Below are 22,576 nucleotides of genomic sequence, written 5' to 3'. Positions count from 1 at the left end.
ATGTAGCCATTGCAAGCCACAATTATGCCCTTAAACTAGGGTGTAACGAACAAAGGGGCGATAACGGACCGCCCCGATGCCGGGACGAGCGTTCCGGTCAGTGCTATTGGGGAGAGGCAGGCTGATGCAAAGCCCGAAGAAATTCATCACACGCATGACCCTATTTATGGTGGTCGTGGTGCTTATCGCGGTGCTCCTGAGAAATGAGGTCGCCCACTCCTTCATGGCCAACCCCGCACTTAACGGCGTGATTATCGGCACGCTGCTGATCGGGATGCTGTTCGCCTACCGCCGGGTGTTCGACCTCAAGCCCGAAATCGAATGGATCAAGGCGTTCAAGCGTCAGGAGGCGGCGGCAAGCTCCGTCTCGCCCAAGCTGATGGCGCCTGCGGCCTCGCTCCTGTCCGCGCAGGCGGAGGGCAGTATGCGCCTCTCCACGCTGTCGATGCGCTCTGTGCTGGACGGCATCGCCTCCCGCCTCGAAGAAAGCCGCGAGATCAGCCGCTATTTCACCAGCCTGCTCATCTTCCTCGGCCTTCTCGGCACCTTCTGGGGCCTTCTGGGCACCATCAGTGCCATCGGCGGCACCATCAAGGGCCTCAGTGTTTCGGGCGGGGGCGACATGGCGCTGATGTTCGATGAGCTTAAGGCCGGGCTTGAAGCACCGCTTTCCGGCATGGGTACGGCGTTTTCAAGCTCGCTTTTCGGCCTCGCCGGTAGCCTGACGCTCGGTTTCCTCGACCTGCAGGCCAGCCAGGCACAGACCCGTTTCTATAACGCGGTGGAGGACTGGCTCGCGTCCGTCACTCACCTGTCACGCGGCGAAATGTCCGAAGGTGTCTCAAGCCCCAGCGCCTATATGACCGCGCTGATGGAACAGACCGCCGACGGTATCGAGAAGCTGGAACGCACCATCAAGCATGGGGAGGAAAGCCGCGCCGAGGCGCAGGCCGCCATGGGTGCGATCGCCGAATCGCTTTCAGCCCTGTCCGACCGCATGACCGTGCAGGCCGACCAGGCCAAGCGCACCGAGGAGACGAGCAAGGCGCTCGCAGTCGCGATTGAAAAGCTGGCGGCGGGCCAGATGGCGGCGCATGAACCCAAGGAGGTTCCGCCGGTTCTCGATGACACCACCAAACAGCATATCCGCAACCTCGATGTCGGCATCAAACGCCTGATCGAGGAGCAGATCCGCACCTCCGGCCATTTGGCGGATGAGCTGCGGACCGAGCTTAAGCTGGTCTCCCGCACCATCGCGGCGGGGTTCGATACGGCAGGCCGTAACGTGGCTCCGGCGCCTGAACGTCCCGTGGGTCCGTCGGTTTCCATCGGCGATACATACAGCCGCCGCAAGGACGAAGGCGCTACCAGCGATAATAAAACCGAGGATGATGCCGAATGATCGGTGCGCGCAGACGCATTGGCGGCGGGGCCCATGACAATAGCTGGCCCGGCTTCGTTGACGCGCTGTCGACGCTTCTGCTTGTCATCATCTTTCTGCTTTCCATGTTCGTGCTGGCGCAATTCTTCCTCGGCCAGGCCCTGTCCGGGCGTGACCAGGCGCTGGCGGAGCTCCGTGGGCAGGTGGCGCAGCTTGGCAACCTGTTGAAGCTGGAGCGCCAGTCCAACGAGTCCCTCCGCGATAGCATGAGCGAGCTTTCCGCCTCGCTGACCGCCGCCAACAAAGACCGGGACAAATTGGGCGCCGCGCTCGACACCACCAAAAGCCAGCTGACAGACGCCGAAAGCAAGCTGAAGGACATCACCGCCGCGCGCGATGCGCTCGAGGCCCAGGCCAAGGACCTCACCGCCAAGTATGGTGACAGCTCGAAGGCGCTGGAACAGGAACGCACCATATCGGCCCGTGCGCAGGAACAGGTGGCGCTTCTGCAGAAAAACATCACCGCGCTCCGGGAACAGCTCGGGCGGCTGGAATCTGCCCTTGAGGCCAGTGAGGAGCGGGACAAGCGCAACCAGGCTGTCATCGTCGATATGGGCCGGAGGCTCAACCGCGCGCTTGCCAGCAAGGTGGAAGAACTGGCGGGCTACCGCTCGGAATTTTTCGGGCGCTTGAAGCAGGTGCTGTCCAACCGGCCGGAAATCCGGGTGGAAGGCGACCGTTTTGTCTTCTCGTCCGAACTGCTGTTCTCATCCGGGAGCGCCGACCTCGGGCCCGAGGGCAAGGCGGAGCTGCGTAAGTTCGCCGCCACGCTGATCGACATTTCGCACGAGATCCCGAAAGACCTGCACTGGATTCTGCGTGTCGATGGCCACACCGACAAGCGGCCCATCTCCAACGCCCAGTTCGCCAACAACTGGGAGCTGTCGTCCGCGCGCGCCATCGCCGTGGTGCAGTTCCTGATCTCGGTCGGCGTGCCGCCCGAACGGCTCGCCGCCACCGGCTTCGGCGAATACCAGCCCATCGACCCCGGCGATAACGTCTTCGCCTACAGCCGCAACCGCCGCATCGAAATGCGCCTGACGCAGCGGTGATGGCAGCGATGGGCATTCCGGCGATAGCGTTGATGGCCTCCGCTGCCACGGTGGCATCTTCTGCCGATGCACCTTACAAGGACATTCCGCTGGTGGATGTGTGTGTCCATCATGTGCAGGCGGCGGAGGTCGAGACCAATATGGAAGACTTCATGATCCTGCGGTTGACCATCGGTGGGCGCGTGTATCGGGTCTATGCCGGCAACGCGCCCCACATCAGGCAGCCGCTCGCGATGGTGCGGGAGCATCCCTATGCGGCGACGAACGGCACCAACCTTTATATGAGGCAGAGCGAGGACTTCCCCTCGGACCTTCACGTCATGGGCGTGGATGACCCGGCGCAGGTCGACCTGATCCTGGAAACCAGTGTGACCAATGGGGTGTGTCGGTAACCTTTGTCATAGCGGGACTTGATCCCGCTATCCATACGGTGCTGGTGGGTGCTCAGGCGGTGGCTGGCATGGACTCCGGGATCAAGTCCCGGAGTGACACTGTGTTAATCCGATAATCAGCGCGAGAATTTTTTAGCTGCAGGCGGTCAGCTCAATCTTGGTACATAGCGCATAGACTATGCACCCAGTGCTCGGCTCCAAGCAGACAAATTTCAAGTTTCCGATACTAGCGAGGTGTTTGAGTTGAGTGGTATTTATAGATGGTGCCTGACCGTTACTAGCGTGGTCTAGCTCTGCCACTATGGCCTCAATTGATGCTTCATCTACATTTTGAACCGAAACGTCCATCACAACATTTTGCTGCCGCAAGTCGCGAATATAGAGATCAACAAGCCCGGATAGCTCCAATTTGACTCGCTGCTTAGCGACAGTTTCAAAAGTGATGGCGACCTCGTGGTGATCCACATGCAAAATAGAAATCAATTCGGCATCATGCAAACGGGAGAGACCGAGGCTATCGAGACTTTCTTTCATGGTGCGCCTTGGCCCTTACGCCGTTTCCCCGAACTGCAAATCTGCCAGCCGCTTATAGAGGCCATCCTGTTTGCTGAGTTCCTCGTGGGTGCCTTCGGCGACGATGCGGCCGCCGTCGAGCACGATGATGCGGTCAGCCTTTTTGACGGTGGCGAGACGGTGGGCGATCACCAGCGTGGTGCGGCCCTGCATCAGGTGCTCCAGCGCTTCCTGAACCTTCAGTTCCGATTCGGCATCCAGCGCACTGGTGGCTTCGTCGAGCAGCAGGATCGGCGCGTCACGCAGGATCGCGCGGGCAATGGCGATGCGCTGGCGCTGGCCGCCACTGAGGCGCGTGCCGCGTTCGCCCAGATAGGTGTCATAGCCTTCCGGCGAGTTTTCGATGAAGTCGCGCGCGGCGGCGGCCTGGGCCGCGGCCTTCACGTCCTCGTCCGAAGCGTCCAGGCGGCCATAGCGGATATTCTCCGCAATCGTGTCGGCGAAGATGATCGTCTCCTGCGGCACCAGCGACAGGTGGCGGCGGAAGTCGGTCGGCGCGGTTTTGGCGATATCGACGCCGTCGATGGTCACACGGCCCGCCTGTGGGTCGTAGAAGCGCAAGAGAAGCTGCAGCACGGTCGACTTGCCTGCGCCCGAGGGGCCGACTAGCGCGACCGTCTCCCCGGGCTTCACGGTCAGCGAGAAGCCATTGAGGGCCGGGTGGTCCTTCTTGCTCGGGTACGCGAAGCTGACATTATCGAACTGGATTTCGCCTTTGACCGGCTCCGGCAGTTTAACCGGGTTCGCGGGCGCTTTGATGGTGGCCTCAGCCGCAAGAAGCTCAGCCAGACGCCCGGCAGCACCGGCGGCGCGCTGGAGGTCGCTATAGACTTCGGACAGGGCGCCGAAGGCCCCGGCCACGAACACGGCCCGCATGATGAAGTCGAGCATGTCGCCGCCGGACATATGGCCGGAGATGACGTCCTGCGCGCCTTCGAACAGGATGAGCGCGATGGCACCGAAGATCAGGAAGATCATCGCGGCGGTTAGCCCCGCGCGCACCTGAATGCGGCGTTTGGCGGCCTGGAAGGCGCCGTCGACATGGTCCCCGAAGCGCTTGGCCTCGGCCTTTTCCTGCGTGAAGGCCTGCACGATATTGAGCGCGCCGAGCGATTCGTTTGCGCGCGCGCCCACGTCCGCCACCTTGTCCTGGCTGGTGCGCGAAAGCTTGCGCACGCGGCGGCCGACAAAGACGATCAGCGCCAAAAGGACCGGCATGACGATGAGGATATAGCTCATCAGCTTCGGCGACATGATGAAAAGCCAGATGGTGCCGGCAAACGCGATCAACAGGTTCCGGACCCAAACAGACATGGAGGAGCCGACAATGGTCTGTACCAGCGTGGTGTCCGCGGTCAGGCGGGAGACGATCTCACCCGGGCGGTTTTCCTCAAAAAACTCGGGCGACAGGGTGATCAGCCGCTCATACACCGCCTTGCGGATGTCGGCGACCACGCGTTCACCGAGCCAGGTGACGAAATAGAATCGGAAGGCGGTGGCCAGCGCCATCACCACTACAATACCGATGAAATAGAGGAAATAGTCGTTGACCTTCTGGGCATTGTCAGCGGAGAAGCCCTTGTCGACAATATCGCCGAGCGCGGTCGGGACGATGAGAACGGCGCCTGCGGCGATCAGGAGAGCGATGGCGGCGGCGACCAGCGTGCCCTTGTAGGGGCGGATGAAGGACCAGAGGGTCTTCAGGTTGGCGAGCTTGCCTTTCGGGGCTTCATGTTCCGCCTTGACGGCCGTGCTGTCGCTCATTGTTCTTGTCTCTCCCTGACATGTTCTTGGAGGCAGATATAAGCACTTGGGCGGGCTATTCCAATGAAGGATTTCGGCTTTTTGCCGTGGGCGCCGGGAAATGTCGGGTAAAATTATCGGGCGCGGGACCAAAAAAGCGCAGAATCAGCCTTGCATTCCCGCCAAACTTCCCCTATACGGACGCCTCGTTTTCGGAGATTTAAGACCATGAAACAAGATATTCATCCCGACTACCACACCATCAAAGTGGTAATGACTGACGGGACGACTTTTGAGACCTGCTCGACCTGGGGCTCGGAAGGCGACACGCTGACCCTTGAGATCGACCCGAAATCGCACCCGGCCTGGACCGGTGGCGCGCGCCAAGTTATGGAAGGTGGCCGTGTGGCCCGCTTCAACAAGCGCTTCGGAAGCCTGTCGATCAAGAAGTAAGTGCTTCCCGCATAATCGAATTTTGGAAAAGGCGTCCGGTTTCGGGCGCCTTTTTCTTTTTGGCCTCTTGCAAGCGAAATATCTCCTCCCCACATAAGTTCTGTCGGTTGCCGCGAGGCGGGATCGGCATGAGTAATAGGCCGGGCCATGGTGGCCGGTCTGAGATACGTCGCTTCACTAGGAGGACATTATTATGAGAACATTTGACCTTTCGCCCCTTATGCGCAGCACCGTCGGATTCGATCATTTGAACCGGCTGCTTGATTCGGCCCTGAATACCGATGCGAGCGCGAGCTATCCGCCCTACAATATTGAGAAGCTGAGCGAAGACGATTACCGCATTACCATGGCGGTGGCCGGTTTTGCCCCTGAGGAACTGAGTGTTGTCGTCGAAGACGGCACGCTGCTGATTTCCGGCCGCGCCAAGGAAGATGACGGTGAACGCCGCTTCCTGCACCGCGGTATCGCCAAACGCGCTTTCGAGCGCCGCTTCGAGCTTGCTGAGACCATCCAGGTTGGTGACGCCGGCTTTGAAAACGGCCTTCTCGAGGTCGCCCTCAAGCGCGTGATCCCGGATCACAAGAAGCCGCGTCAGATTGAAATCCGGTCTGAGGCTGCTGGCGTAAAAACCATTGAGGCTGACGCTGCTTAAACAGCGCCGGCTACCCCTCCGGGGCTTTCGGGTCCCGGGGGAGCGTTTTTCTCCTCCGACACACCTCGCTGTCGTGACTTGAACGTGAGGGCTATAGGGATAATCCCCACCTCGGCCCTCACGCTTTTTTGCCAAAAATCAGCGCTAATTCAGCCTTTGAAAAAAGCGGCCGCGGCGTCCTTGCTGGCCTTCTTGGCGGCAATTTCGCGTTCGGTGCGCTCGATCTCGGCCTTCAGGCGTTCGATGCGGTCCTGAAGTTCATCGGCGCTGATGGTGGACAGGTCTTCTTTCTCGACCGCAGTCAGGGGGATGTCCTTGCGGACTGGCAGGTCGTCAAAATCCATCATTCCAGCTCCTTGTCCTGAAGGCATTTCTACGTCTGCAGGGCACTATGCCGAAGATTTTTGCCCTTGTCACGAAGGGGGTGCAGCCCCACTTTGACAGTAAGTGATACGGAGGACACCCACGTGAAAGCGATAGAAATTACCAAGCCCGGCGGCCCGGAAGTCCTGGCGCCGACCGAGCGAGACAAGCCTGCGCCTGGCCCTGACGAGGTCCTGATCCGTGTGATGGCCGCAGGGGTTAACCGCCCGGATGTGATCCAGCGGATGGGGCTTTATCCGCCGCCCCCGGGGGCATCGGATATCCCAGGGCTGGAGATCGCAGGTGAGGTTGTCGCGGTTGGCAATACGGTGACGGCTTTCAAGGCGGGGGACCGCGTGTGTTCGCTTGTCCCCGGTGGCGGCTATGCCGAGTTTTGCGTTGCCAATGAGGGCTGTGTATTGCCTGTGCCTCAGGGCTTCAGCTTCACCGAAGCGGCGGCGATCCCGGAAACCTATTTTACCGTCTGGTCCAACCTGTTTGACCGCGCGGGGCTGAAGGCCGGGGAGACGCTCCTCGTCCATGGTGGCTCGTCGGGCATCGGCTCGACCGCGATCCAGCTCGCCAAGGCCTTTGGTGCCACGGTTATCACCACGGTTGGCAACGCTGAGAAGGCTGCTTTTTGCCGGGAGCTGGGCGCCGATACGGTGGTCAACTACCGTGAGGAAGACTATGTCGAGCGGGTGAAGGCGGTTACCGACGGCCAGGGCGTCAATGTGGTGCTCGATATGGTCGGCGGGGATTATATCCCGCGCAATATCGAGTGTATGGCGCCCGATGCCCGCCATGTCTCCATCGCCTTTCTGCGGGGCCCGCAGGTCAGCATCAATATGCTGCCGGTGATGGTGAAGCGGCTGACGATGACGGGCAGCACGCTCAGGGCGCGGGACAATGGCTTCAAGGGCGCCGTGGCGAAAAGCCTGCATACCCATGTCTGGCCGCTGTTTGAGAAGGGCACGGTGAAGCCGATCATTCATGCGACCTTCCCGCTTGAGGCGGCCGCCCAGGCCCATCAGATGATGGAAGCCAGCACCCATATGGGCAAGATCATGCTGACGCTCGATAAAGCGGCGGAAAAAGCGCAATAATCTTGCCGGAAAGACGATGATTCGCGGTGACAGCCCTCTTGCGACCTGCTAAAGAAGAGATGGGAGGAACTTCTCTCCCCCCTCTTCAGGAAACAAGGCGTTGAATAAGGGGGCAGGTTAGCCGGAGGCTTTCCTGAACGGAGAGGAATTTCCATTTATGAACGTAGGGATTACGGGATGACACAACCTCTTATGCCGATGGCCACTGCCGTGTGGCTCGTAGACAATACGTCGCTGACCTTTAAGCAGATTGCCGAGTTCTGCGACTTGCATGAGCTTGAGGTCCAGGGCATTGCCGACGGCACCGTCGGTATGCATATCGTTGGTCAGGACCCGACCGCAAACGGCCAGCTCACCGAGGAAGACATCGAGCGCTGCCAGGCTGACCCGAAGGGCCGTCTGGTGCTGCTGGAAGACGATGTGAAGGCGCTGCCGCGCACCAAGGGCCCGCGTTATACGCCGGTGTCCAAGCGCCAGGACAAGCCGGATGCTATCGCCTGGCTCGTGCGCAACCACCCGGAACTTTCGGACCTGCAGATCAGCCGCCTTGTCGGCACCACCAAGCCGACGATCCAGGCGATCCGCCAGCGCAGCCACTGGAATATTTCCAACATCAAGCCGCAGGACCCGGTTGGTCTTGGTCTCTGCAAGCAGCTTGAACTTGATGAGGCCGTGCGTATTGCTGCGGCCCGCAAGGAAAAGTTGGCGCCGAAAACCGAAGAGGCCGCTGACGCAGGTGAAGCCGCAGCTGAAGACGGTGTGGCCGTGGCACCCGCACCGGAGGAAACGACGGGGGAGTAACCTCCATCCGGTTTCGCCGGAGGACGGCAGACACAAAAAAAGCGCGAGGGATTTCCTCGCGCTCTTTTTTTGGGTTGTCCGTCTCTCAATGTTGGAACGAGAAGCGGGATAATTCTTCCTTCAGCATCAGCTTTTTCTTCTTAAGCTGCATGAGGCGTATGGTATCCGGACACGGCCTTAATTCTTCCCGGGAGATGATGTCTTCAATCTCAGCATGTTTGGCATTCAGGTTCTCAACATGAGAGTTTATATTCATACCCGTCACTCCTTTTTTTAAGTGTGTGGAAGACCTCCATTTCATCATTCTGTCATCGTTTTGTCACGGAAAAGATTTGCAGTGGAGGACTAAGCCTGTATCTTCGGGGACTTAGCAAAAACGGCGGTTTTGCCCCAAAAATGGAGCCTGAGGGACAATGGCAGAGACTCGGAAAAAGCGGCTGGTCGTGGCGATCACAGGCGCGAGCGGTGTGACATACGGCATCCGGGCGCTTGAGCTCCTGAAGACGCTTGATGTCGAAAGCCATCTGGTGCTCTCGAAAGCTGGGGAACGCACGATCGTGGAGGAGACCGACACCACGGTCCGCGCGGTCACGGGCCTCGCCGATGTGGTCTATCCCTCGAAGGATATCGGGGCCGCCATTTCAAGTGGCAGCTTCCACACCATGGGGATGCTGATCGCGCCCTGTTCGGTCAGGACCATGTCGGAAATCGCCACCGGGGTGACCAGTTCGCTCGTCAGCCGCGCGGCGGATGTCATGCTCAAGGAACGCCGTCCGCTTGTGCTGATGGTCCGTGAAACACCACTCCACACCGGGCATTTGCGTACGATGACCCAGCTCTCTGAAATGGGGGCGATCATCGCGCCGCCAGTCCCGGCCTTTTATGCCCGCCCCGAAAGCCTGGAGGATATGGTCACCTACACGGTGGGCCGCGCGCTCGACCTGTTCGGGTTGGAAGTTGAGGGCCTCAACCGCTGGGGCGGTGCCTGATCAGGCGTTTTCAAGGCGCTCCATCAGGGCCTCGGGAATGCCGGTTTCAGCACCGTAGCGGCGGAGGAGGGCGGCATTGCCTGCTGATAAATTCCCCCTGAGGCTATCCACCAAGGCCGTCATCGCGTGCCGTTCGGCGGCCAGCTCTTCCTGCTTCAAGGCATCATAGCCGGGCGTGCCCTTGGCGGCACGGCGTCGTGTCCTCAAGGGGCGCAGGGTTTCCGCCTGCCATGTGGCTGACGTGGCCAGGAGGGCGCGCCAGGCTTGGTCATCCGGCCTTTGTCCCGTGCGGTCGAGCCACAACAGCACGAGCATGAGGGTCACATCGGCGCCATAAGCATCCTGGGCCTCGAGAAAAGCCTTCTCAACCCCGGGCTTTTCGTAGATATCCAGCGCAAATGTCCACACGGTTTCAAATAAGGACGTCATGGCGTTTGCCCTACTTCTTTTAGTTGCTGCCGCATGATATAAGCGGGGTCCGTTTTAAAGTTCGGTACGGGGTTTATGTATGGACGAGGACGCCATCAGGGAACAACTGTCGGCGGTTACCCAAGAACACAGGGATCTGGATGACGCGATTACCGCGCTCCTGCGGGCGGGCACGTTTGACCTGTTGCAGGTTCAGCGGCTCAAGAAGCGCAAGCTGGCGCTCAAGGACCAGATCGAAAAACTCCAGAACCTGTTGATCCCCGACATTATCGCCTAGACGTCCCCTTTCAAGGCCGTCTTCAGTTACCGGGGTTCCTGGTCGCCCTTCAGGTCTTTCTTGTGCGCATACATGGCCTTATCGGCCCGGTCGAGCGCTTCATCGGGCTGGTCGCCCTGCCGGAAGGTATAGGTGCCGTATGCCAGGCTCATCCTGATCTCATCACCACCCGGCGTGTGGAATGGATGCTCGGCGATGAGCTTGGTGAGCGTATCGGCTTTCATCTGGCCGACTTCTTCATCGGCTTGGGCCAGAATGACCCCGAACTCATCCCCGCCCAGGCGGCCGACAACGTCGGTCGAGCGGACATTTTCAGTCAGAAGCTGGGCGACATGCAGAAGCGCCTTGTCACCCGTTTCGTGGCCATATTTGTCGTTGATCTGCTTCATGTCATTCAGGTCGATGAACATGAGGGTGGACGGCGTGCCGTAGCGCTGGGCGAAGGAAATCATGCGGTTCAACTCCCGCACGAAAGCGCGGCGGTTCGGCACGGGCAACAGCGCATCCGTATCGGCGACATCTTCAAGTTCCCGCAGGCGCCTGTGCGTGCGGTCCAGCTCTTTCCGCAGATTGTCCACCTCGGCCATCAAGGACATGATCGCCTGTTGGACCCGCGGGGTCATCTCTTCAGGGGGAATCGCCTGGATCTGGACGACATCGTCGATCGCACGTGGGGCGGAGGCTTCAGTCGCACCACCGGCACCGCTGACACCTGAGGCACCGCTCACGCCACTTACGCCGGAAACACCACCGGCACCGCCTGTTCGGCTGGAGCCTCCAGATGACCCGGGCCTGATAGACCCTCTACTACCGCCTACTTTCATGCTTTCGCCTGTCACCCTTCCAGCGCGCTACATCTAAGCCATTATGACGTCTTTCCGAATCGTCATGCAAGGCTGGTAAGCATTTTATGCGTTTATCGCAACCTTGCATTCAGAATGCGCGTGCCTATAATGCGCGCTCCGCCGGTAAAGAGACGCCAGCTTTGCCGGATTTTATGACGGAAAAGGATGGCCCATTCCATGAAAAGTTCCGCTCCTCTTGTTGGCATCATCATGGGCAGTCAATCCGACTGGCCGACGATGAAGCTCGCGGCAGACATTTTGGACACCCTCGGTGTCGCTTATGAAGCAAAGATCGTTTCGGCCCACAGGACGCCGGACCGGCTTTACGACTATGCCAAATCCGCCAAGGGGCGGGGGCTCAAGGTCATCATTGCAGGCGCAGGCGGCGCGGCGCACCTTCCGGGTATGGCCGCGTCCATGACGCCGCTGCCGGTTTTCGGGGTGCCTGTCCAGTCCAGCATGCTTTCCGGGAAAGACAGCCTGCTTTCCATCGTTCAGATGCCGGGCGGTGTGCCGGTGGGCACGCTGGCGATCGGCAAGGCCGGCGCCAAGAATGCCGGGCTTCTGGCAGCCGAAGTGCTTGCCCTCATGGATGACGCGCTCGCGGACAGGCTCGATGCCTGGCGCGAAGAACAGACCGCCAGTGTCGCCGATGTTCCGGTCGACGAAGCGTAAGGATCTCTTATCATGACCCGTATCAACCCAGGCAGCACCATCGGTATCATGGGCGGGGGCCAGCTTGGCCGTATGCTGGCGCTGGCGGCAGCCAACCTCGGCTACCGCTGCCATATTTTCTGCCCGGACGAGCGCAGCCCGGCTTTCCAGGTCGCCCATGATGTGACCATCGCCGACTATAGCGACGAAAAAGCGCTGACAGCTTTCGCGCAGTCGGTCGATGTGGCGACGTATGAGTTTGAAAACGTCCCGGCGCTGACCGCCGAGATTGTCAGCCGTGAAACGCTCCTGCGGCCGGGTGCCCGGGCGCTCCAGGTTTCGCAGGACAGGCTTCATGAAAAAGACTTCCTGACTGAAAGTGGTGTCAAGACCGCCCCTTACGTCGCGTTTGAAAGCGAGGCGGAACTCCAGGAAGCGATCAAGAAAATCGGCCGCCCGGCCGTCGCCAAAACCCGGCGCTTCGGCTATGACGGCAAGGGCCAGGTCATGATCAAGAACCGGGCGGATATCGACAAGGTTCTCGATGTCACGGGCGGTGCGCCTGCAATCCTTGAAGGCTTCGTGAATTTCGACCGTGAAATCAGCGTCGTTGTCGCGCGCTCGGCCTCCGGCGATGTCGCGGCTTTCCCTGTCGGGGAAAATGTCCACAGCAACCATGTTCTGGATACCACCGACGTTCCGGCGCAGATCAACGACATGGTGGAGGCCAAGGCCAAGGTCATGGCAACCCGTATCGCCAATTCGCTCGAATATGTCGGGGTGATGGGGGTAGAGATGTTCGTCAACGACGGCGCGGGCGAGATTATCGTCAACGAAATCGCCCCGCGAGTTCACAACTCCGGCCACTGGACCATCGAAGGCGCTGAAACCAGCCAGTTCGAGCAGCATATCCGTGCCATCTGCGACCTGCCGCTCGGCCCCACCGATGCCCGCGGCCGTGTTCATATGAAAAACCTGCTGGGCAAGGAAATCCTCGAGTTCGACAAATATCTCGCGGACCCCAAGGCGCATTATCATCATTATGGCAAGCAGGACCCGCGCCCGGGCCGCAAGATGGGCCACGTGACCTGGGTCAACGCCGACGAGGACTGAGGCAGTATTAGATACCGAGTAAAAAGGCGGGCAGGGACCCGCCTTTTATTTTGCCGGGGTTAACACCCACGTGGCGTGGTCGGCGGTGACGGTGAAGCCGTGTTTGTCCGCGAAATCATTCACGGTCCTGCGCATGGGGTAGCCCTTGGTGCGGGCCCAGTGCCAGTCGTCCCCGGTGATGCGGGCATTTGGCCATAGCGCGTGGCTGACTTCCAGGTCATCAGCCTTTTTGGTCGCATCGATATAGATGAGCTCGGGCTCCAGCCCCGCGTCCTTGAGCGCAGGCAGGACGTCGGGTGAATAGGCGCGGACCGGAATGAAGCGGTCCTCGAAACCCTTGAGGTTCGCAAGCGCTGTCAGGAACGGGCCCTGGGTTTCAATGTCGCGCGCGAACTGTTCCTGCGTTTCCATGTCCGGGTAGGCGCGGGTCAGGCCCGGGCGGCCGACATAGCGCTTGCACTGCTCAATCAGCCCATCGTCCCATGGGTCGATACCGACGACCGTCAGGTCTGGGTCCAGGCTCAGCCAGCGTTTGGCGGACGCACACAGGAAGCAGCCGATCTCCAGCATGACCTTGGGCTTGCCGGTGAGGATGATCTCATCGACCAGCTCCCGCCCGCCGCCGCCGAGCGTATAGTCCCACGCTCGCACACCTTCGGTGTCCGGCCAGGGAGTGTGGGTTCTGAGTGTTTCAAGAGCGTGGGGCATAAGAGGCAAAAAGGGCGCCGGTTGGTATCCGGCGCCCTTATCTTGAGGTCCTTAGAGGATCGAGAAGCCGGTGGCCGCCCAGTCCTTGTCGAAGGCGGCAAGGCCGTTCGCGGTCAGCGGGTGGTTGAACAGCTTCTTCATCACGTCGATCGGGAAGGTGGCGACATCGGCGCCGATGCGGGCCGATTCGAGCACGTGCGTGGGGTGGCGGACGCTGGCAACCAGGATTTCGGTGTCGAAGGCATAGTTGTCATAGATGGTGCGGATGTCTTCGATCAGCTCCATGCCGTTGAAGCCGACATCGTCATGACGGCCGACGAACGGCGAGATGAAGCTTGCGCCGGCCTTCGCAGCCAGAAGCGCCTGGTTGGCGCTGAAGCAAAGCGTTACGTTCACCATGATGCCTTCGGCGCGCAGGGCCTTACAGGTTTTGAGGCCTTCGATCGTCAGCGGTACCTTGACGGCGATGTTGTCGGCGATCTTGGCGCACTTGAGGCCTTCCTTCAGCATGGTCTCATGGTCGTGGGCCACCGTCTCGGCGGAAACCGGGCCGTCCACTTCCTTGGCGATCTCGGCGATGACTTCGAAGAATTCACGGCCGGCTTTCTTGATCAGCGACGGGTTGGTGGTCACACCGTCCAGAAGGCCCGTGGCGTTGGCTTCACGGATTTCATCGATGTTGGCGGTGTCGAGGAAGAACTTCATGGGTCTTGGGCTCCTTGGGGCGCCTTGGGCCGTATGGCGTCTATGGCGGCCGTTCGTGTCTGTGCCGAATGCGTTTGATGCCCTCAAGGGGCGCATGGCGGCACTTTAATACGGATTTCCGCGCCTGCCTAATAAAGATCGGCCTGAAAAGCAAGCATCATGCGCCCGCCGCCCTGTCTCAGGCGTTCTGTCTCAGGCGTCGTGGGGAACGTCCTGTTTGCCACCGAGCCCGCCGACCTTGGGTTTGACGAGGAAGGCGGTGAGGAACGCGGCCATCGCCATACAGGCCAGCAGCACATAGCCGTCGTTATAGGCGATCATCGCGCCTTCACGTGCCACCACCATATTGGCGAGCGCCAGCTTCTTGGTGGACAGGACCGGGTCCGCGAACGGGGAGCCGGGTGCGATGAAGCTTCTGAACGGCGTGATGCGGGCCGCGAGCTCGGCATGGTTGATCTGGGTCATGCGGGTCACGAAGGCCACAACCACCGAAATCGAAATGGATTGCCCGATGCCGCGCACCAGCGAATAGACCGACGAGGCCACCACCTGCAGCTCGCTGGGGATGGTCGCATAGGCGATGGTGGAGGCCATTACGAAGGTGATGCCGATCCCGAAGCCATGGAAGATGGGCGGGATCGCCAGGGCCAGGGCCGGTGTGTCCGCAGTCAGGAAGATGAAGGGCGAAATCCCCGCGACCATGAGCGCGCCGCCCAAGCCAAGCAGGATGCGCGGGTCGAACCGGTGGATCAGCCGTGGGGTCAGCATCATGCCGGCCATCATGCCCACCCCGCGCGGGATCAACAGGAAGCCGGTGTTGAGGACGGGGTAGCGCATGATCTGCTGCATCATCGGCGGCTGCAGCACGACGGAGGCGGTCATGCCGCCGGCCGCAATCAGGATCAGCGTCATGCCGATAAGAAAGTTACGGTCCCGAAACAAAGCGCCAGGCAGGAAGGGGCGTGCGCTGGTCATGCTGTTGATCAGGAAGATCCAGAAGGCGCCGACGCAGGTGAGGGCATAGGCGATGATCTCGCCGCTTTCGAACCAGTCTTCCGATTCGCCCTGGTCGAGCACGAGCTGGAGGCAGGCGATGGCGACCGCGAGGCTCAGGAAGCCGAAGATGTTGAGCTTGTGCCCGGGGATGCGTTTGCCCGCTTTCATGGTCAGCGTGATGCCGACAACCGCCAGCGTCCCCACGGGGACATTGATGAAAAAGATCCAGCGCCAGGTGGATATCTCGGTGATGTAGCCGCCCAGCGATGGGCCGAGCACGGGCCCGGCCATGATGCCGAGGCCGAAGATCGCCATTAGCCGCGCGCGTTCCGCGGGGCCGGAGGACAGCCGGTTGAGCGTGGCGATCGCGAGCGGGATCAAGGGCGCGCCGGACGCCCCCTGCAGCAGCCGCGCGGCCAGCATGGTTTCCAGCGTCATCGACAGCCCGCACATCACCGAGGAGAGGGTGAAGAGGATGATCGCCAGCGTCAGCAGTTTCTTGACGCCGAAGCGGCTGGCGGCCCAGCCCACAAGAGGGGTCAGCACCACGGCGGCCATGATATAGGTGGTCACGATCCAGGTGATCTGATCGAACGTCGCCTGCAGCGTGCCCTGCATGTGCGGCAGCGAGACATTGACGATGGTGGCGTCGATGGTGTGGAGCGAAACCGCCAGCATCAGGCAGAGGACAAGGCCGCCCCGATGGATGGCAATGTCATCCGGGGAGTCTTCGGGCGCTGGAGCCTGTTGCTGTTCGGCAGCGTCGCTCATTTGAAGTGGATCAGTTCTTCAAGGTCTTTGACCGTGCGTTTGTGGTGGGTGTCTATATCCACCTCGACGCTGAGGCCTGAGCGCAGACGGCTGACATCCTGCCCCTTGGTGAAGTGAATTTGAACCGGCACCCGCTGGGTAATCTTCACCCAGTTGCCGGTGGCGTTCTGCGCCGGCAGGACCGCGAACTCAGCCCCGGTTGCCGGGTCGATCGACGTTACGGTCGCCTTGAAGACCTGGCCGGGCAGGGCGTCGACATAGACATCGACCTTCTGGCCGACGCGGACATAGGTGAGGTCGGTTTCCTTGAGGTTGGCCTCGACGCGCAGGTCGCTGTCCACCGTCATGCCGAAGATGGGCGCGCCGACGGTGACATATTCACCGGGATGAAGGTCGATATGGGTGATGGTGCCCGCGGTCAGCGCCCGCACCTGCCGGTGTTCCAACATGACCTTGGCGGTTTCCAGTGTGGCAAGGGCTTTCAGCACCATCGGGTGGCGGTCGGCAGGCAGGTCGGGGTTGCCGTCCAGCTGGGTCAGTGCCATGTCGGCGGCTTGCTGCAGCACATCAATGTCGTGCTTGGCTTCCTCCACCAGGTGGCTGTGTTCATCCAGCGTCGATTCGGAGACATTGTGGTTTTTGACCAGCTCTTGGGCGCGGTGGAGTTCGAGCTTTTCATAGGCCAGCTTTTCCTTGGCCTTGTTCACCGCGGCCACGCTCTTGCGGTAGTTGACCTTGATGGCGGCGACAATATGGCGCGCGGTGGCAAGGCCGGCCTTGGCTTCCAGAAGCTTGGTTTTGGCTTCGGTGTCATCCAGCTGTGCGATCAGCTCCCCCGCCTTGATATGCTGGTTCCGCTTCACGAAGACGCCGACAATTTCGCCCGATGACCGGGCGGCCCCGGTCACGATGCCGGTGCGTACATAGGCATTGTCAGTGCTGACAAGACGGCCGCCATGCAGGAAGACGGTGATGACCCCAATGATGATAAGCGCCGGAACGCTGACATAAAGAAGCAGGCGTTTCATTGATCTGTCCCCGTGCGTTTGCTGCTTGCGTGGCTCAGGATACGACCGAGCAGGTTTTCGAGCGTTTGTCTTTCACCGGTGGAGAGGGGCGCGAGGAAGTCATCGGAGATGGCTTCGATCCGCGCCAATACCTTCTCGATGAAAGGTTCCGTTTTCTCTGTGACAAACAGGCGCCGCACCCTGCGGTCGGCGTCATCCGTGCGGCGTTCCAGCATGCCTTTGCCTTCAAGGGCATCGACAAGCCGACACACCGACATGGTGGCGATTTCGAGCCGCCCCGCCAGCGCCTGCTGGCTGATGCCCGGGTTTCGCCATACGGAGATGAGCACCCGGGCCTGGGACCGGGTGATGTCGACGCCGTCTTCCTGCGAAAAATTCTGCCGCACAAGGCGGACAATGTCGCTGACCTGGAAGACGAACGACCTGTGGACTTCCTGTTTCTCGTTCATGGGGTTGCTCTTACGCCCTCATAAAATGATAAGCAAGAGATATCATAAGCTAAGCTTATTAATATTTGGTTGCCGGAATGGGGTGGTGGCGATTGCCCGCCCGAGCGGAGTTGCCTATGGTGGCGGCAAGGGAGCAGGTTGCCCCCGGTGAGAAGGACGGCCCAGTGCAAGAGCAGCTTTTTGAAGACCCGGAGGAAACGGCAGATGACCGCGTCAGCGTTCTGTTGCCGCTCCCGCTTGGCGGCGCGCTTGACTACCGGGTGCCGGACCATCTTGCGGGCTTGCTTGTGCCGGGAATGCTGGTTGAGGTGCCGCTTTCAGGCCGGACGGCCACCGGTGTGGTCTGGGACGGGAAAAGCACCGGAAAACGCCTGCCCATCCAAAAGCTTAAGCCGGTAGAAGCCCTTGTCGACGCGCCGCCCTTGCGGGAGGATTTGCGCCGCTTCGTCGATTGGGTCGCGGCCTATACGCTGTCGGCACCTGGGGCGGTATTACGCATGTGTCTGGGTGGCCCCGCCTCCTTGAAGCCCGCGCCGGTCCGCCGTCATTATACACCTGCGCCCGGTGTGCCGGACGGCCTGAAGATCACCCCTGCGCGCAAGGCGGTGCTCACGCTTCTCGCGGACGGCAAACCGCGCACGGCCTCGGAGACGGCGGAGCTGGCCGGTGTCGGGGAAGCGGTGGTGCGCGGGCTTGATAAAGCCGGAGCCCTGATAGCGCTCGACATTTCAGCCGATGCGCCGTACCCCGCGCCGGACCCGACCCTCAAGGGGCCGACCCTGTCCGGTGAGCAGGCCGTGGCGGCGGATGCGATCCGAAATCAGGTGTGGGAGGGCGGGTTCGCGCCTTTCCTTCTGGACGGCATCACCGGCTCAGGCAAAACCGAAGTCTATTTCGAAGGGCTCGCGGAAGCCCTCAAGGAAAAGGATGCTCAGGTCCTGGTGCTGGTGCCGGAAATCGCGCTCACCAGCCAGTGGCTCGACCGGTTTGAGACCCGCTTCGGCGTCAAACCAATTGTGTGGCATTCGGATATCGGCCAGGCGGAGCGCAGACGCGCCTGGCGTGCGGTTGCAAGCGGGGAGGCCCGTGTGGTGGTCGGCGCGCGCTCGGCCCTGTTCCTGCCGTTCAAGCATCTGGCCTTCATTACGGTCGACGAGGAACACGACCCGTCCTTCAAGCAGGAAGAGGGGGTGATGTACCACGCCCGCGATATGGCGATCGTCCGCGCCAAGTTGGCGAATTGCCCAGTGGTGCTTGCAAGCGCGACCCCGTCCCTCGAGACGCTGGTCAATGCCGATGAAGGCCGCTACCGGCTGTTGAAGCTGCGCGAGCGCCACGGCGATGCTGTGCTGCCGGAGATGAAAGCCATCGACTTGCGCGCCGAGCCGCCCGAGCGCGGCACATGGCTGTCACCGATCCTTGTGCGGGAGATCGAGGAGACCTTGAAGGCGGGGGAGCAGGCCATGCTGTTTCTCAACCGCCGGGGTTATGCGCCGCTGACGCTGTGCCGCACCTGCGGGCACCGTATCGAATGCCCCAGCTGTTCGACCTGGCTTGTCGAACACCGCTTCCGGCGGGAGCTTCAGTGTCACCAGTGCGGCCATGTCGAACCGGTGCCGGCGGCTTGCCCCACCTGTAAGACCGAAGACAGCCTCGTCGCCTGCGGGCCGGGGGTCGAACGCTTGTTCGAGGAAGTCTCTCACCGGTTCCCGACCGCACGGCTCGGTGTGATGACCAGCGACACCATGATCCATGCGCGCGATACGGCCCATATGGTGCAGCAGATTGCTTCAGGCCATCTGGATATTGTTATCGGCACGCAGATCGTCACCAAGGGCTACCATTTCCCGAACCTGACGCTTGTCGGTGTGGTGGATGCCGACCTTGGCCTGAGGGGCGGGGACCTGCGCGCGGGTGAACGCACCTACCAGCAGATGGTGCAGGTGGCGGGCCGGGCGGGCCGGGCCGATAAGCCGGGCCGTGTGTACCTCCAGTCCTATGAACCGGAGCATCCGGTGGTGGCAGCGCTTCTGTCCGGTGACGGTGACGCCTTCATGGCGGCGGAGAAGGAAGCGCGGGCGCGCCACCATATGCCGCCGTTCGGCAGGCTGGCCGCGCTTATCCTGTCCGGTCCCGACATGGCGGCGGTGTTGGAGGTTGGCCGCAAGCTTGCGGCCGCCGCGCCCATGGCTGAAGGGGTGAATATCGTCGGCCCGGCGCCAGCCCCGCTCGCGCGTCTCCGGGGGCAGTTCCGGTTCAGGATGCTGCTGCACGCCCAGAAGGGGGTGAAGACGCAGGCGGTGATCCGTTCCTGGCTTTCAGGCGTCAAGGTTGGCTCCGGCGTCCGGATCAAGGTCGATATCGATCCCTATAGCTTCCTGTAAGGGCGACATCGGTGGATAGACTGATTCTAACAGCGTCAGGATTCGCGCCAAAGTGCGCGCTTTTGTCGCACTTTGGCATGTGAAATGGCGTAAAAGCTATGCGTGGCGGAAGCCCCCTAAAAAGCGTGATACAGCCGGGGGTGGCGGGTGCGCCTGGGGCAGGTTTCATGGGTGGAGATTTGAAGGTTGAGGGAGGACCCGATTTTCTGACGGTTTCATAGGGGGTTAGCGGACAGGCGCAAAGGCATTTCCCGTCAAGCCGTTCAGACAATCGATTGCACTGGCCTTGTGACATGAAAGACCCATAATTGTCTCGTCAGGACAAGAATCAAAAGCGCGGCATATGGCGGGTTGCATGGTGGAAATCCATATGCTAGAGGGAGCACGCATTTCGGCTGGCTCGGCCGCAGGGAGGCTTATTTTTCGCCTCGTTGAAACAAGTCAATTTTGAGCGTGGGCGGAGCTCTCCCGGGAACCCCGTCCCACAGGTGTGTCAACAGGTTCAGACCTAACCCAGGGGAACGTCTGACGTGACCTCACACAAAGTGATAGTATCAGGGATATCGGGCCGCTATGCCGTGGCGCTTTTTGACCTCGCTCTCGAGGCTAAAGCGCTTGAGGCGGTCGAATCCGATCTCGCCAAGCTGAAGGCCATGCTGGAAGAGAGTGCCGATCTTCGCACCCTCGTCAGTTCGCCGCTTTACAGCCGGAAACAACAATCCGACGCCATCACCAAGGTGGCTTCTGCGGGTGACCTTTCCGGTCTGACCAATAAATTTCTTGGTGTTCTGGCAGTAAATCGCCGTCTGGGCGCGCTGTCTGCCATCCTGGCTGACTTCGACAAACTCGCCGCTGAACATCGCGGTGAAGTAACGGCCGAAGTCATCAGCGCACGGGCACTCACCAAGAAACAGCTGGGCGACCTAGAAAAGAAATTGAAACTGGCTATTGGCCGGGATGTGGCAATCGACGCCTCCGTCGATGAAAGCTTGCTCGGTGGCCTCAAGGTAAAAGTGGGCTCCCGCATGGTGGACAGCTCCCTTAAAACCAAACTCGATAACCTCGCAATCGCCATGAAAGGGGTTCAGTAATGGATATCCGTGCGGCGGAAATTTCCAAGGTCCTTAAGGACCAGATCGCTAACTTCGGCAATGAAGCTGAAGTTTCTGAAGTAGGCACCGTTCTCTCTGTTGGTGACGGTATTGCCCGTGTTTACGGCCTCGACCAGGTGCAAGCCGGTGAGATGGTTGAATTCCCGGGTGGTGTTAAGGGCATGGCCCTGAACCTCGAGAGCGACAACGTCGGTATCGTTATTTTTGGTGACGACCGCGGTATTAAGGAAGGCGACACCGTTAAACGGACCGGCGCCATCGTGGACGTACCGGTTGGTAAAGGGCTTCTGGGTCGCGTTGTTGACGCGCTTGGTAACCCGATCGACGGCAAAGGCCCGCTTACGGATGTCAAACGGACCCGTGTTGAAGTGAAAGCTCCGGGTATTATCCCGCGGCAATCCGTGCACGAGCCGATGCAGTCGGGCCTCAAGGCTATCGACGCTCTGGTTCCGGTTGGCCGTGGCCAGCGTGAGCTGATCATCGGTGACCGTCAGACCGGTAAGACCGCTGTCGCCATCGACACCTTCATCAACCAGAAAGCTTCGAACGACGCTGCGAAAGAAGACGGCGATAAGCTGTTCTGTATCTATGTCGCCGTCGGCCAGAAGCGTTCGACCGTTGCCCAGATCGTTAAGGCTCTGGAAGAAAACGGCGCGCTGGAATATTCGATCGTGGTTGCCGCAACCGCGTCCGAGCCGGCCCCGCTTCAGTTCCTGGCGCCCTACACCGGCTGTGCGATGGGTGAATTCTTCCGCGACAACGGCATGCATGCCGTGATCGTGTATGACGATCTGTCCAAACAGGCCGTTGCTTACCGCCAGATGTCCCTGCTGCTTCGCCGTCCGCCGGGACGTGAAGCTTACCCGGGTGACGTATTCTACCTGCATAGCCGCCTTCTGGAGCGTTCGGCCAAGCTCAACGACAAGCTGGGCGCCGGTTCGCTGACCGCTCTGCCGGTTATTGAGACCCAGGCTGGTGACGTGTCGGCTTACATCCCGACCAACGTGATCTCGATCACCGACGGCCAGATCTTCCTTGAGACCGAACTCTTCTATAAGGGTGTTCGTCCGGCAATTAACGTCGGTCTGTCGGTTTCGCGTGTGGGGTCTGCCGCTCAGATCAAGGCGATGAAACAGGTTGCAGGCTCGATCAAGCTTGAGCTTGCTCAGTACCGCGAAATGGAAGCCTTCGCCCAGTTCGGTTCGGACCTCGATGCCTCGACCCAGAAGCTTCTGAACCGTGGTGCACGCCTGACCGAACTTCTGAAGCAGGGCCAGTATTCGCCGCTGCCGGTTGAAGAGCAGGTTGCCTCGATCTTTGCTGGTGTGAACGGTTACCTCGACGGTATCCCGACCACGGCCGTTACCCGTTTTGAAGAGCAGTTCCTCGCGGAAATGCGCTCCAAACACGCTGACGTGCTGGGCACCATCCGCAGTGAGCAGAAACTGAGTGACGAAACGATTGCAAAAATGAAGTCGATTCTCGACGCATTCGCCAAGTCCTTTAGCTAAGACCCGACGATTGGAGGAAGGCTGGACCC

General features: G+C 60.6%; 25 protein-coding genes. 14 read left to right on the top strand and 11 right to left on the bottom strand.

What is annotated here, in order from left to right; genetic code table 11:
* The first annotated feature begins 124 nt into the window (after positions 1 to 124).
* The 3 genes from K6118_RS02385 to K6118_RS02375 are packed head-to-tail and all read left to right on the top strand — an operon-like array spanning position 125 to position 2,885.
* Complete coding sequence (locus K6118_RS02385; RefSeq protein WP_247118612.1) at positions 125 to 1,402, top strand: hypothetical protein; 1,278 nt, start codon at positions 125 to 127, stop codon at positions 1,400 to 1,402.
* Positions 1,399 to 2,493: a peptidoglycan -binding protein gene (locus K6118_RS02380; RefSeq protein ID WP_247118611.1), complete on the top strand. Its 1,095-nt coding sequence runs from the start codon at positions 1,399 to 1,401 to the stop codon at positions 2,491 to 2,493. Before K6118_RS02385 ends, K6118_RS02380 begins: the two co-directional genes overlap by 4 nt.
* Positions 2,493 to 2,885 (top strand): hypothetical protein, encoded by a 393-nt coding sequence (locus K6118_RS02375; protein ID WP_247118610.1) that lies wholly within the window; start codon positions 2,493 to 2,495, stop codon positions 2,883 to 2,885. The genes K6118_RS02380 and K6118_RS02375 overlap by 1 nt, the downstream gene beginning before the upstream one ends.
* A 132-nt stretch (positions 2,886 to 3,017) precedes the next feature.
* Here the strand turns inward: K6118_RS02375 and K6118_RS02370 are convergent, their stop codons facing one another.
* Positions 3,018 to 3,419: a hypothetical protein gene (locus K6118_RS02370; protein ID WP_247118609.1), complete on the bottom strand. Its 402-nt coding sequence runs from the start codon at positions 3,417 to 3,419 to the stop codon at positions 3,018 to 3,020.
* Between the two features lie 15 nt (positions 3,420 to 3,434).
* Positions 3,435 to 5,222: an ABC transporter transmembrane domain-containing protein gene (locus tag K6118_RS02365; protein WP_247118608.1), complete on the bottom strand. Its 1,788-nt coding sequence runs from the start codon at positions 5,220 to 5,222 to the stop codon at positions 3,435 to 3,437.
* A gap of 207 nt (positions 5,223 to 5,429) precedes the next feature.
* On the opposite strand from K6118_RS02365, the gene rpmE reads away from it, so the two are divergent.
* Both rpmE and K6118_RS02355 read left to right on the top strand, forming a co-directional pair.
* Positions 5,430 to 5,654 (top strand): 50S ribosomal protein L31, encoded by a 225-nt coding sequence (gene rpmE, locus K6118_RS02360; protein ID WP_247118607.1) that lies wholly within the window; start codon positions 5,430 to 5,432, stop codon positions 5,652 to 5,654.
* Between the two features lie 193 nt (positions 5,655 to 5,847).
* A complete protein-coding gene (locus K6118_RS02355) occupies positions 5,848 to 6,306 on the top strand; it encodes an Hsp20 family protein (protein WP_247118606.1) in 459 nt (152 codons plus the stop codon).
* Positions 6,307 to 6,455: 149 nt separating this feature from the next.
* Here the strand turns inward: K6118_RS02355 and K6118_RS02350 are convergent, their stop codons facing one another.
* Complete coding sequence (locus tag K6118_RS02350) at positions 6,456 to 6,653, bottom strand: DUF1192 family protein (RefSeq protein ID WP_247118605.1); 198 nt, start codon at positions 6,651 to 6,653, stop codon at positions 6,456 to 6,458.
* Positions 6,654 to 6,773: 120 nt separating this feature from the next.
* Here K6118_RS02350 and K6118_RS02345 point away from each other — a divergent pair, with 120 nt between their 5' ends.
* Positions 6,774 to 7,775: an NAD(P)H-quinone oxidoreductase gene (locus K6118_RS02345; protein WP_247118604.1), complete on the top strand. Its 1,002-nt coding sequence runs from the start codon at positions 6,774 to 6,776 to the stop codon at positions 7,773 to 7,775.
* A gap of 177 nt (positions 7,776 to 7,952) precedes the next feature.
* Positions 7,953 to 8,576: a DUF1013 domain-containing protein gene (locus tag K6118_RS02340; RefSeq protein WP_247118603.1), complete on the top strand. Its 624-nt coding sequence runs from the start codon at positions 7,953 to 7,955 to the stop codon at positions 8,574 to 8,576.
* 85 nt (positions 8,577 to 8,661) lie between these two features.
* Here K6118_RS02340 and K6118_RS02335 read toward each other — a convergent pair whose 3' ends face one another.
* Positions 8,662 to 8,832, bottom strand: coding sequence for a DUF465 domain-containing protein (locus K6118_RS02335; protein WP_247118602.1), 171 nt, complete (start codon positions 8,830 to 8,832; stop codon positions 8,662 to 8,664).
* Positions 8,833 to 8,989: 157 nt separating this feature from the next.
* On the opposite strand from K6118_RS02335, the gene K6118_RS02330 reads away from it, so the two are divergent.
* Positions 8,990 to 9,565: a UbiX family flavin prenyltransferase gene (locus K6118_RS02330; protein ID WP_247118601.1), complete on the top strand. Its 576-nt coding sequence runs from the start codon at positions 8,990 to 8,992 to the stop codon at positions 9,563 to 9,565.
* On the opposite strand, the gene K6118_RS02325 is transcribed toward K6118_RS02330, so the two are convergent.
* Complete coding sequence (locus K6118_RS02325) at positions 9,566 to 9,994, bottom strand: TIGR02444 family protein (protein ID WP_247118600.1); 429 nt, start codon at positions 9,992 to 9,994, stop codon at positions 9,566 to 9,568.
* A 79-nt stretch (positions 9,995 to 10,073) separates the two neighbouring features.
* Here K6118_RS02325 and K6118_RS02320 point away from each other — a divergent pair, with 79 nt between their 5' ends.
* Positions 10,074 to 10,271 (top strand): YdcH family protein, encoded by a 198-nt coding sequence (locus tag K6118_RS02320; protein ID WP_247118599.1) that lies wholly within the window; start codon positions 10,074 to 10,076, stop codon positions 10,269 to 10,271.
* A gap of 26 nt (positions 10,272 to 10,297) precedes the next feature.
* Here the strand turns inward: K6118_RS02320 and K6118_RS02315 are convergent, their stop codons facing one another.
* Complete coding sequence (locus K6118_RS02315; RefSeq protein WP_247118598.1) at positions 10,298 to 10,999, bottom strand: GGDEF domain-containing protein; 702 nt, start codon at positions 10,997 to 10,999, stop codon at positions 10,298 to 10,300.
* Between the two features lie 294 nt (positions 11,000 to 11,293).
* On the opposite strand from K6118_RS02315, the gene purE reads away from it, so the two are divergent.
* Positions 11,294 to 11,791, top strand: coding sequence for a 5-(carboxyamino)imidazole ribonucleotide mutase (gene purE, locus K6118_RS02310; protein WP_343269884.1), 498 nt, complete (start codon positions 11,294 to 11,296; stop codon positions 11,789 to 11,791).
* Positions 11,792 to 11,803: 12 nt separating this feature from the next.
* A complete protein-coding gene (locus K6118_RS02305) occupies positions 11,804 to 12,883 on the top strand; it encodes a 5-(carboxyamino)imidazole ribonucleotide synthase (RefSeq protein ID WP_247118596.1) in 1,080 nt (359 codons plus the stop codon).
* A gap of 45 nt (positions 12,884 to 12,928) precedes the next feature.
* Here K6118_RS02305 and K6118_RS02300 read toward each other — a convergent pair whose 3' ends face one another.
* The 5 genes from K6118_RS02300 to K6118_RS02280 form a co-directional block, all read right to left on the bottom strand.
* Positions 12,929 to 13,534, bottom strand: a complete 606-nt coding sequence (locus K6118_RS02300; RefSeq protein WP_247118595.1) for a class I SAM-dependent methyltransferase — start codon at positions 13,532 to 13,534, stop codon at positions 12,929 to 12,931.
* A 108-nt stretch (positions 13,535 to 13,642) separates the two neighbouring features.
* Positions 13,643 to 14,296 (bottom strand): fructose-6-phosphate aldolase, encoded by a 654-nt coding sequence (fsa, locus tag K6118_RS02295; protein ID WP_247118594.1) that lies wholly within the window; start codon positions 14,294 to 14,296, stop codon positions 13,643 to 13,645.
* Positions 14,297 to 14,488: 192 nt separating this feature from the next.
* A complete protein-coding gene (locus K6118_RS02290; RefSeq protein WP_247118593.1) occupies positions 14,489 to 16,063 on the bottom strand; it encodes a DHA2 family efflux MFS transporter permease subunit in 1,575 nt (524 codons plus the stop codon).
* Positions 16,060 to 17,091, bottom strand: a complete 1,032-nt coding sequence (locus K6118_RS02285) for an HlyD family secretion protein (protein WP_247118592.1) — start codon at positions 17,089 to 17,091, stop codon at positions 16,060 to 16,062. The genes K6118_RS02290 and K6118_RS02285 overlap by 4 nt, the downstream gene beginning before the upstream one ends.
* A complete protein-coding gene (locus K6118_RS02280) occupies positions 17,088 to 17,540 on the bottom strand; it encodes a MarR family winged helix-turn-helix transcriptional regulator (RefSeq protein ID WP_247118591.1) in 453 nt (150 codons plus the stop codon). Before K6118_RS02280 ends, K6118_RS02285 begins: the two co-directional genes overlap by 4 nt.
* 116 nt (positions 17,541 to 17,656) lie before the next feature.
* On the opposite strand from K6118_RS02280, the gene K6118_RS02275 reads away from it, so the two are divergent.
* From K6118_RS02275 to atpA, 3 genes are all read left to right on the top strand, one after another.
* Complete coding sequence (locus K6118_RS02275) at positions 17,657 to 19,924, top strand: primosomal protein N' (protein WP_247118590.1); 2,268 nt, start codon at positions 17,657 to 17,659, stop codon at positions 19,922 to 19,924.
* 530 nt (positions 19,925 to 20,454) lie between these two features.
* Positions 20,455 to 21,015, top strand: a complete 561-nt coding sequence (locus tag K6118_RS02270; RefSeq protein ID WP_247118589.1) for a F0F1 ATP synthase subunit delta — start codon at positions 20,455 to 20,457, stop codon at positions 21,013 to 21,015.
* Entirely contained in the window at positions 21,015 to 22,547 is a 1,533-nt protein-coding gene (gene atpA, locus K6118_RS02265; protein WP_247118588.1) for a F0F1 ATP synthase subunit alpha, read from the top strand. Before K6118_RS02270 ends, atpA begins: the two co-directional genes overlap by 1 nt.
* The last annotated feature ends 29 nt before the right edge of the window (positions 22,548 to 22,576 follow it).

The sequence above is a fragment of the Kordiimonas marina genome, assembly GCF_023006325.1.
In the GTDB taxonomy this organism is placed as follows: domain Bacteria; phylum Pseudomonadota; class Alphaproteobacteria; order Sphingomonadales; family Kordiimonadaceae; genus Kordiimonas; species Kordiimonas marina.
Note: the sequence above shows the minus strand (reverse complement) of the source record. Positions and strands in the feature narration are given on the sequence as shown.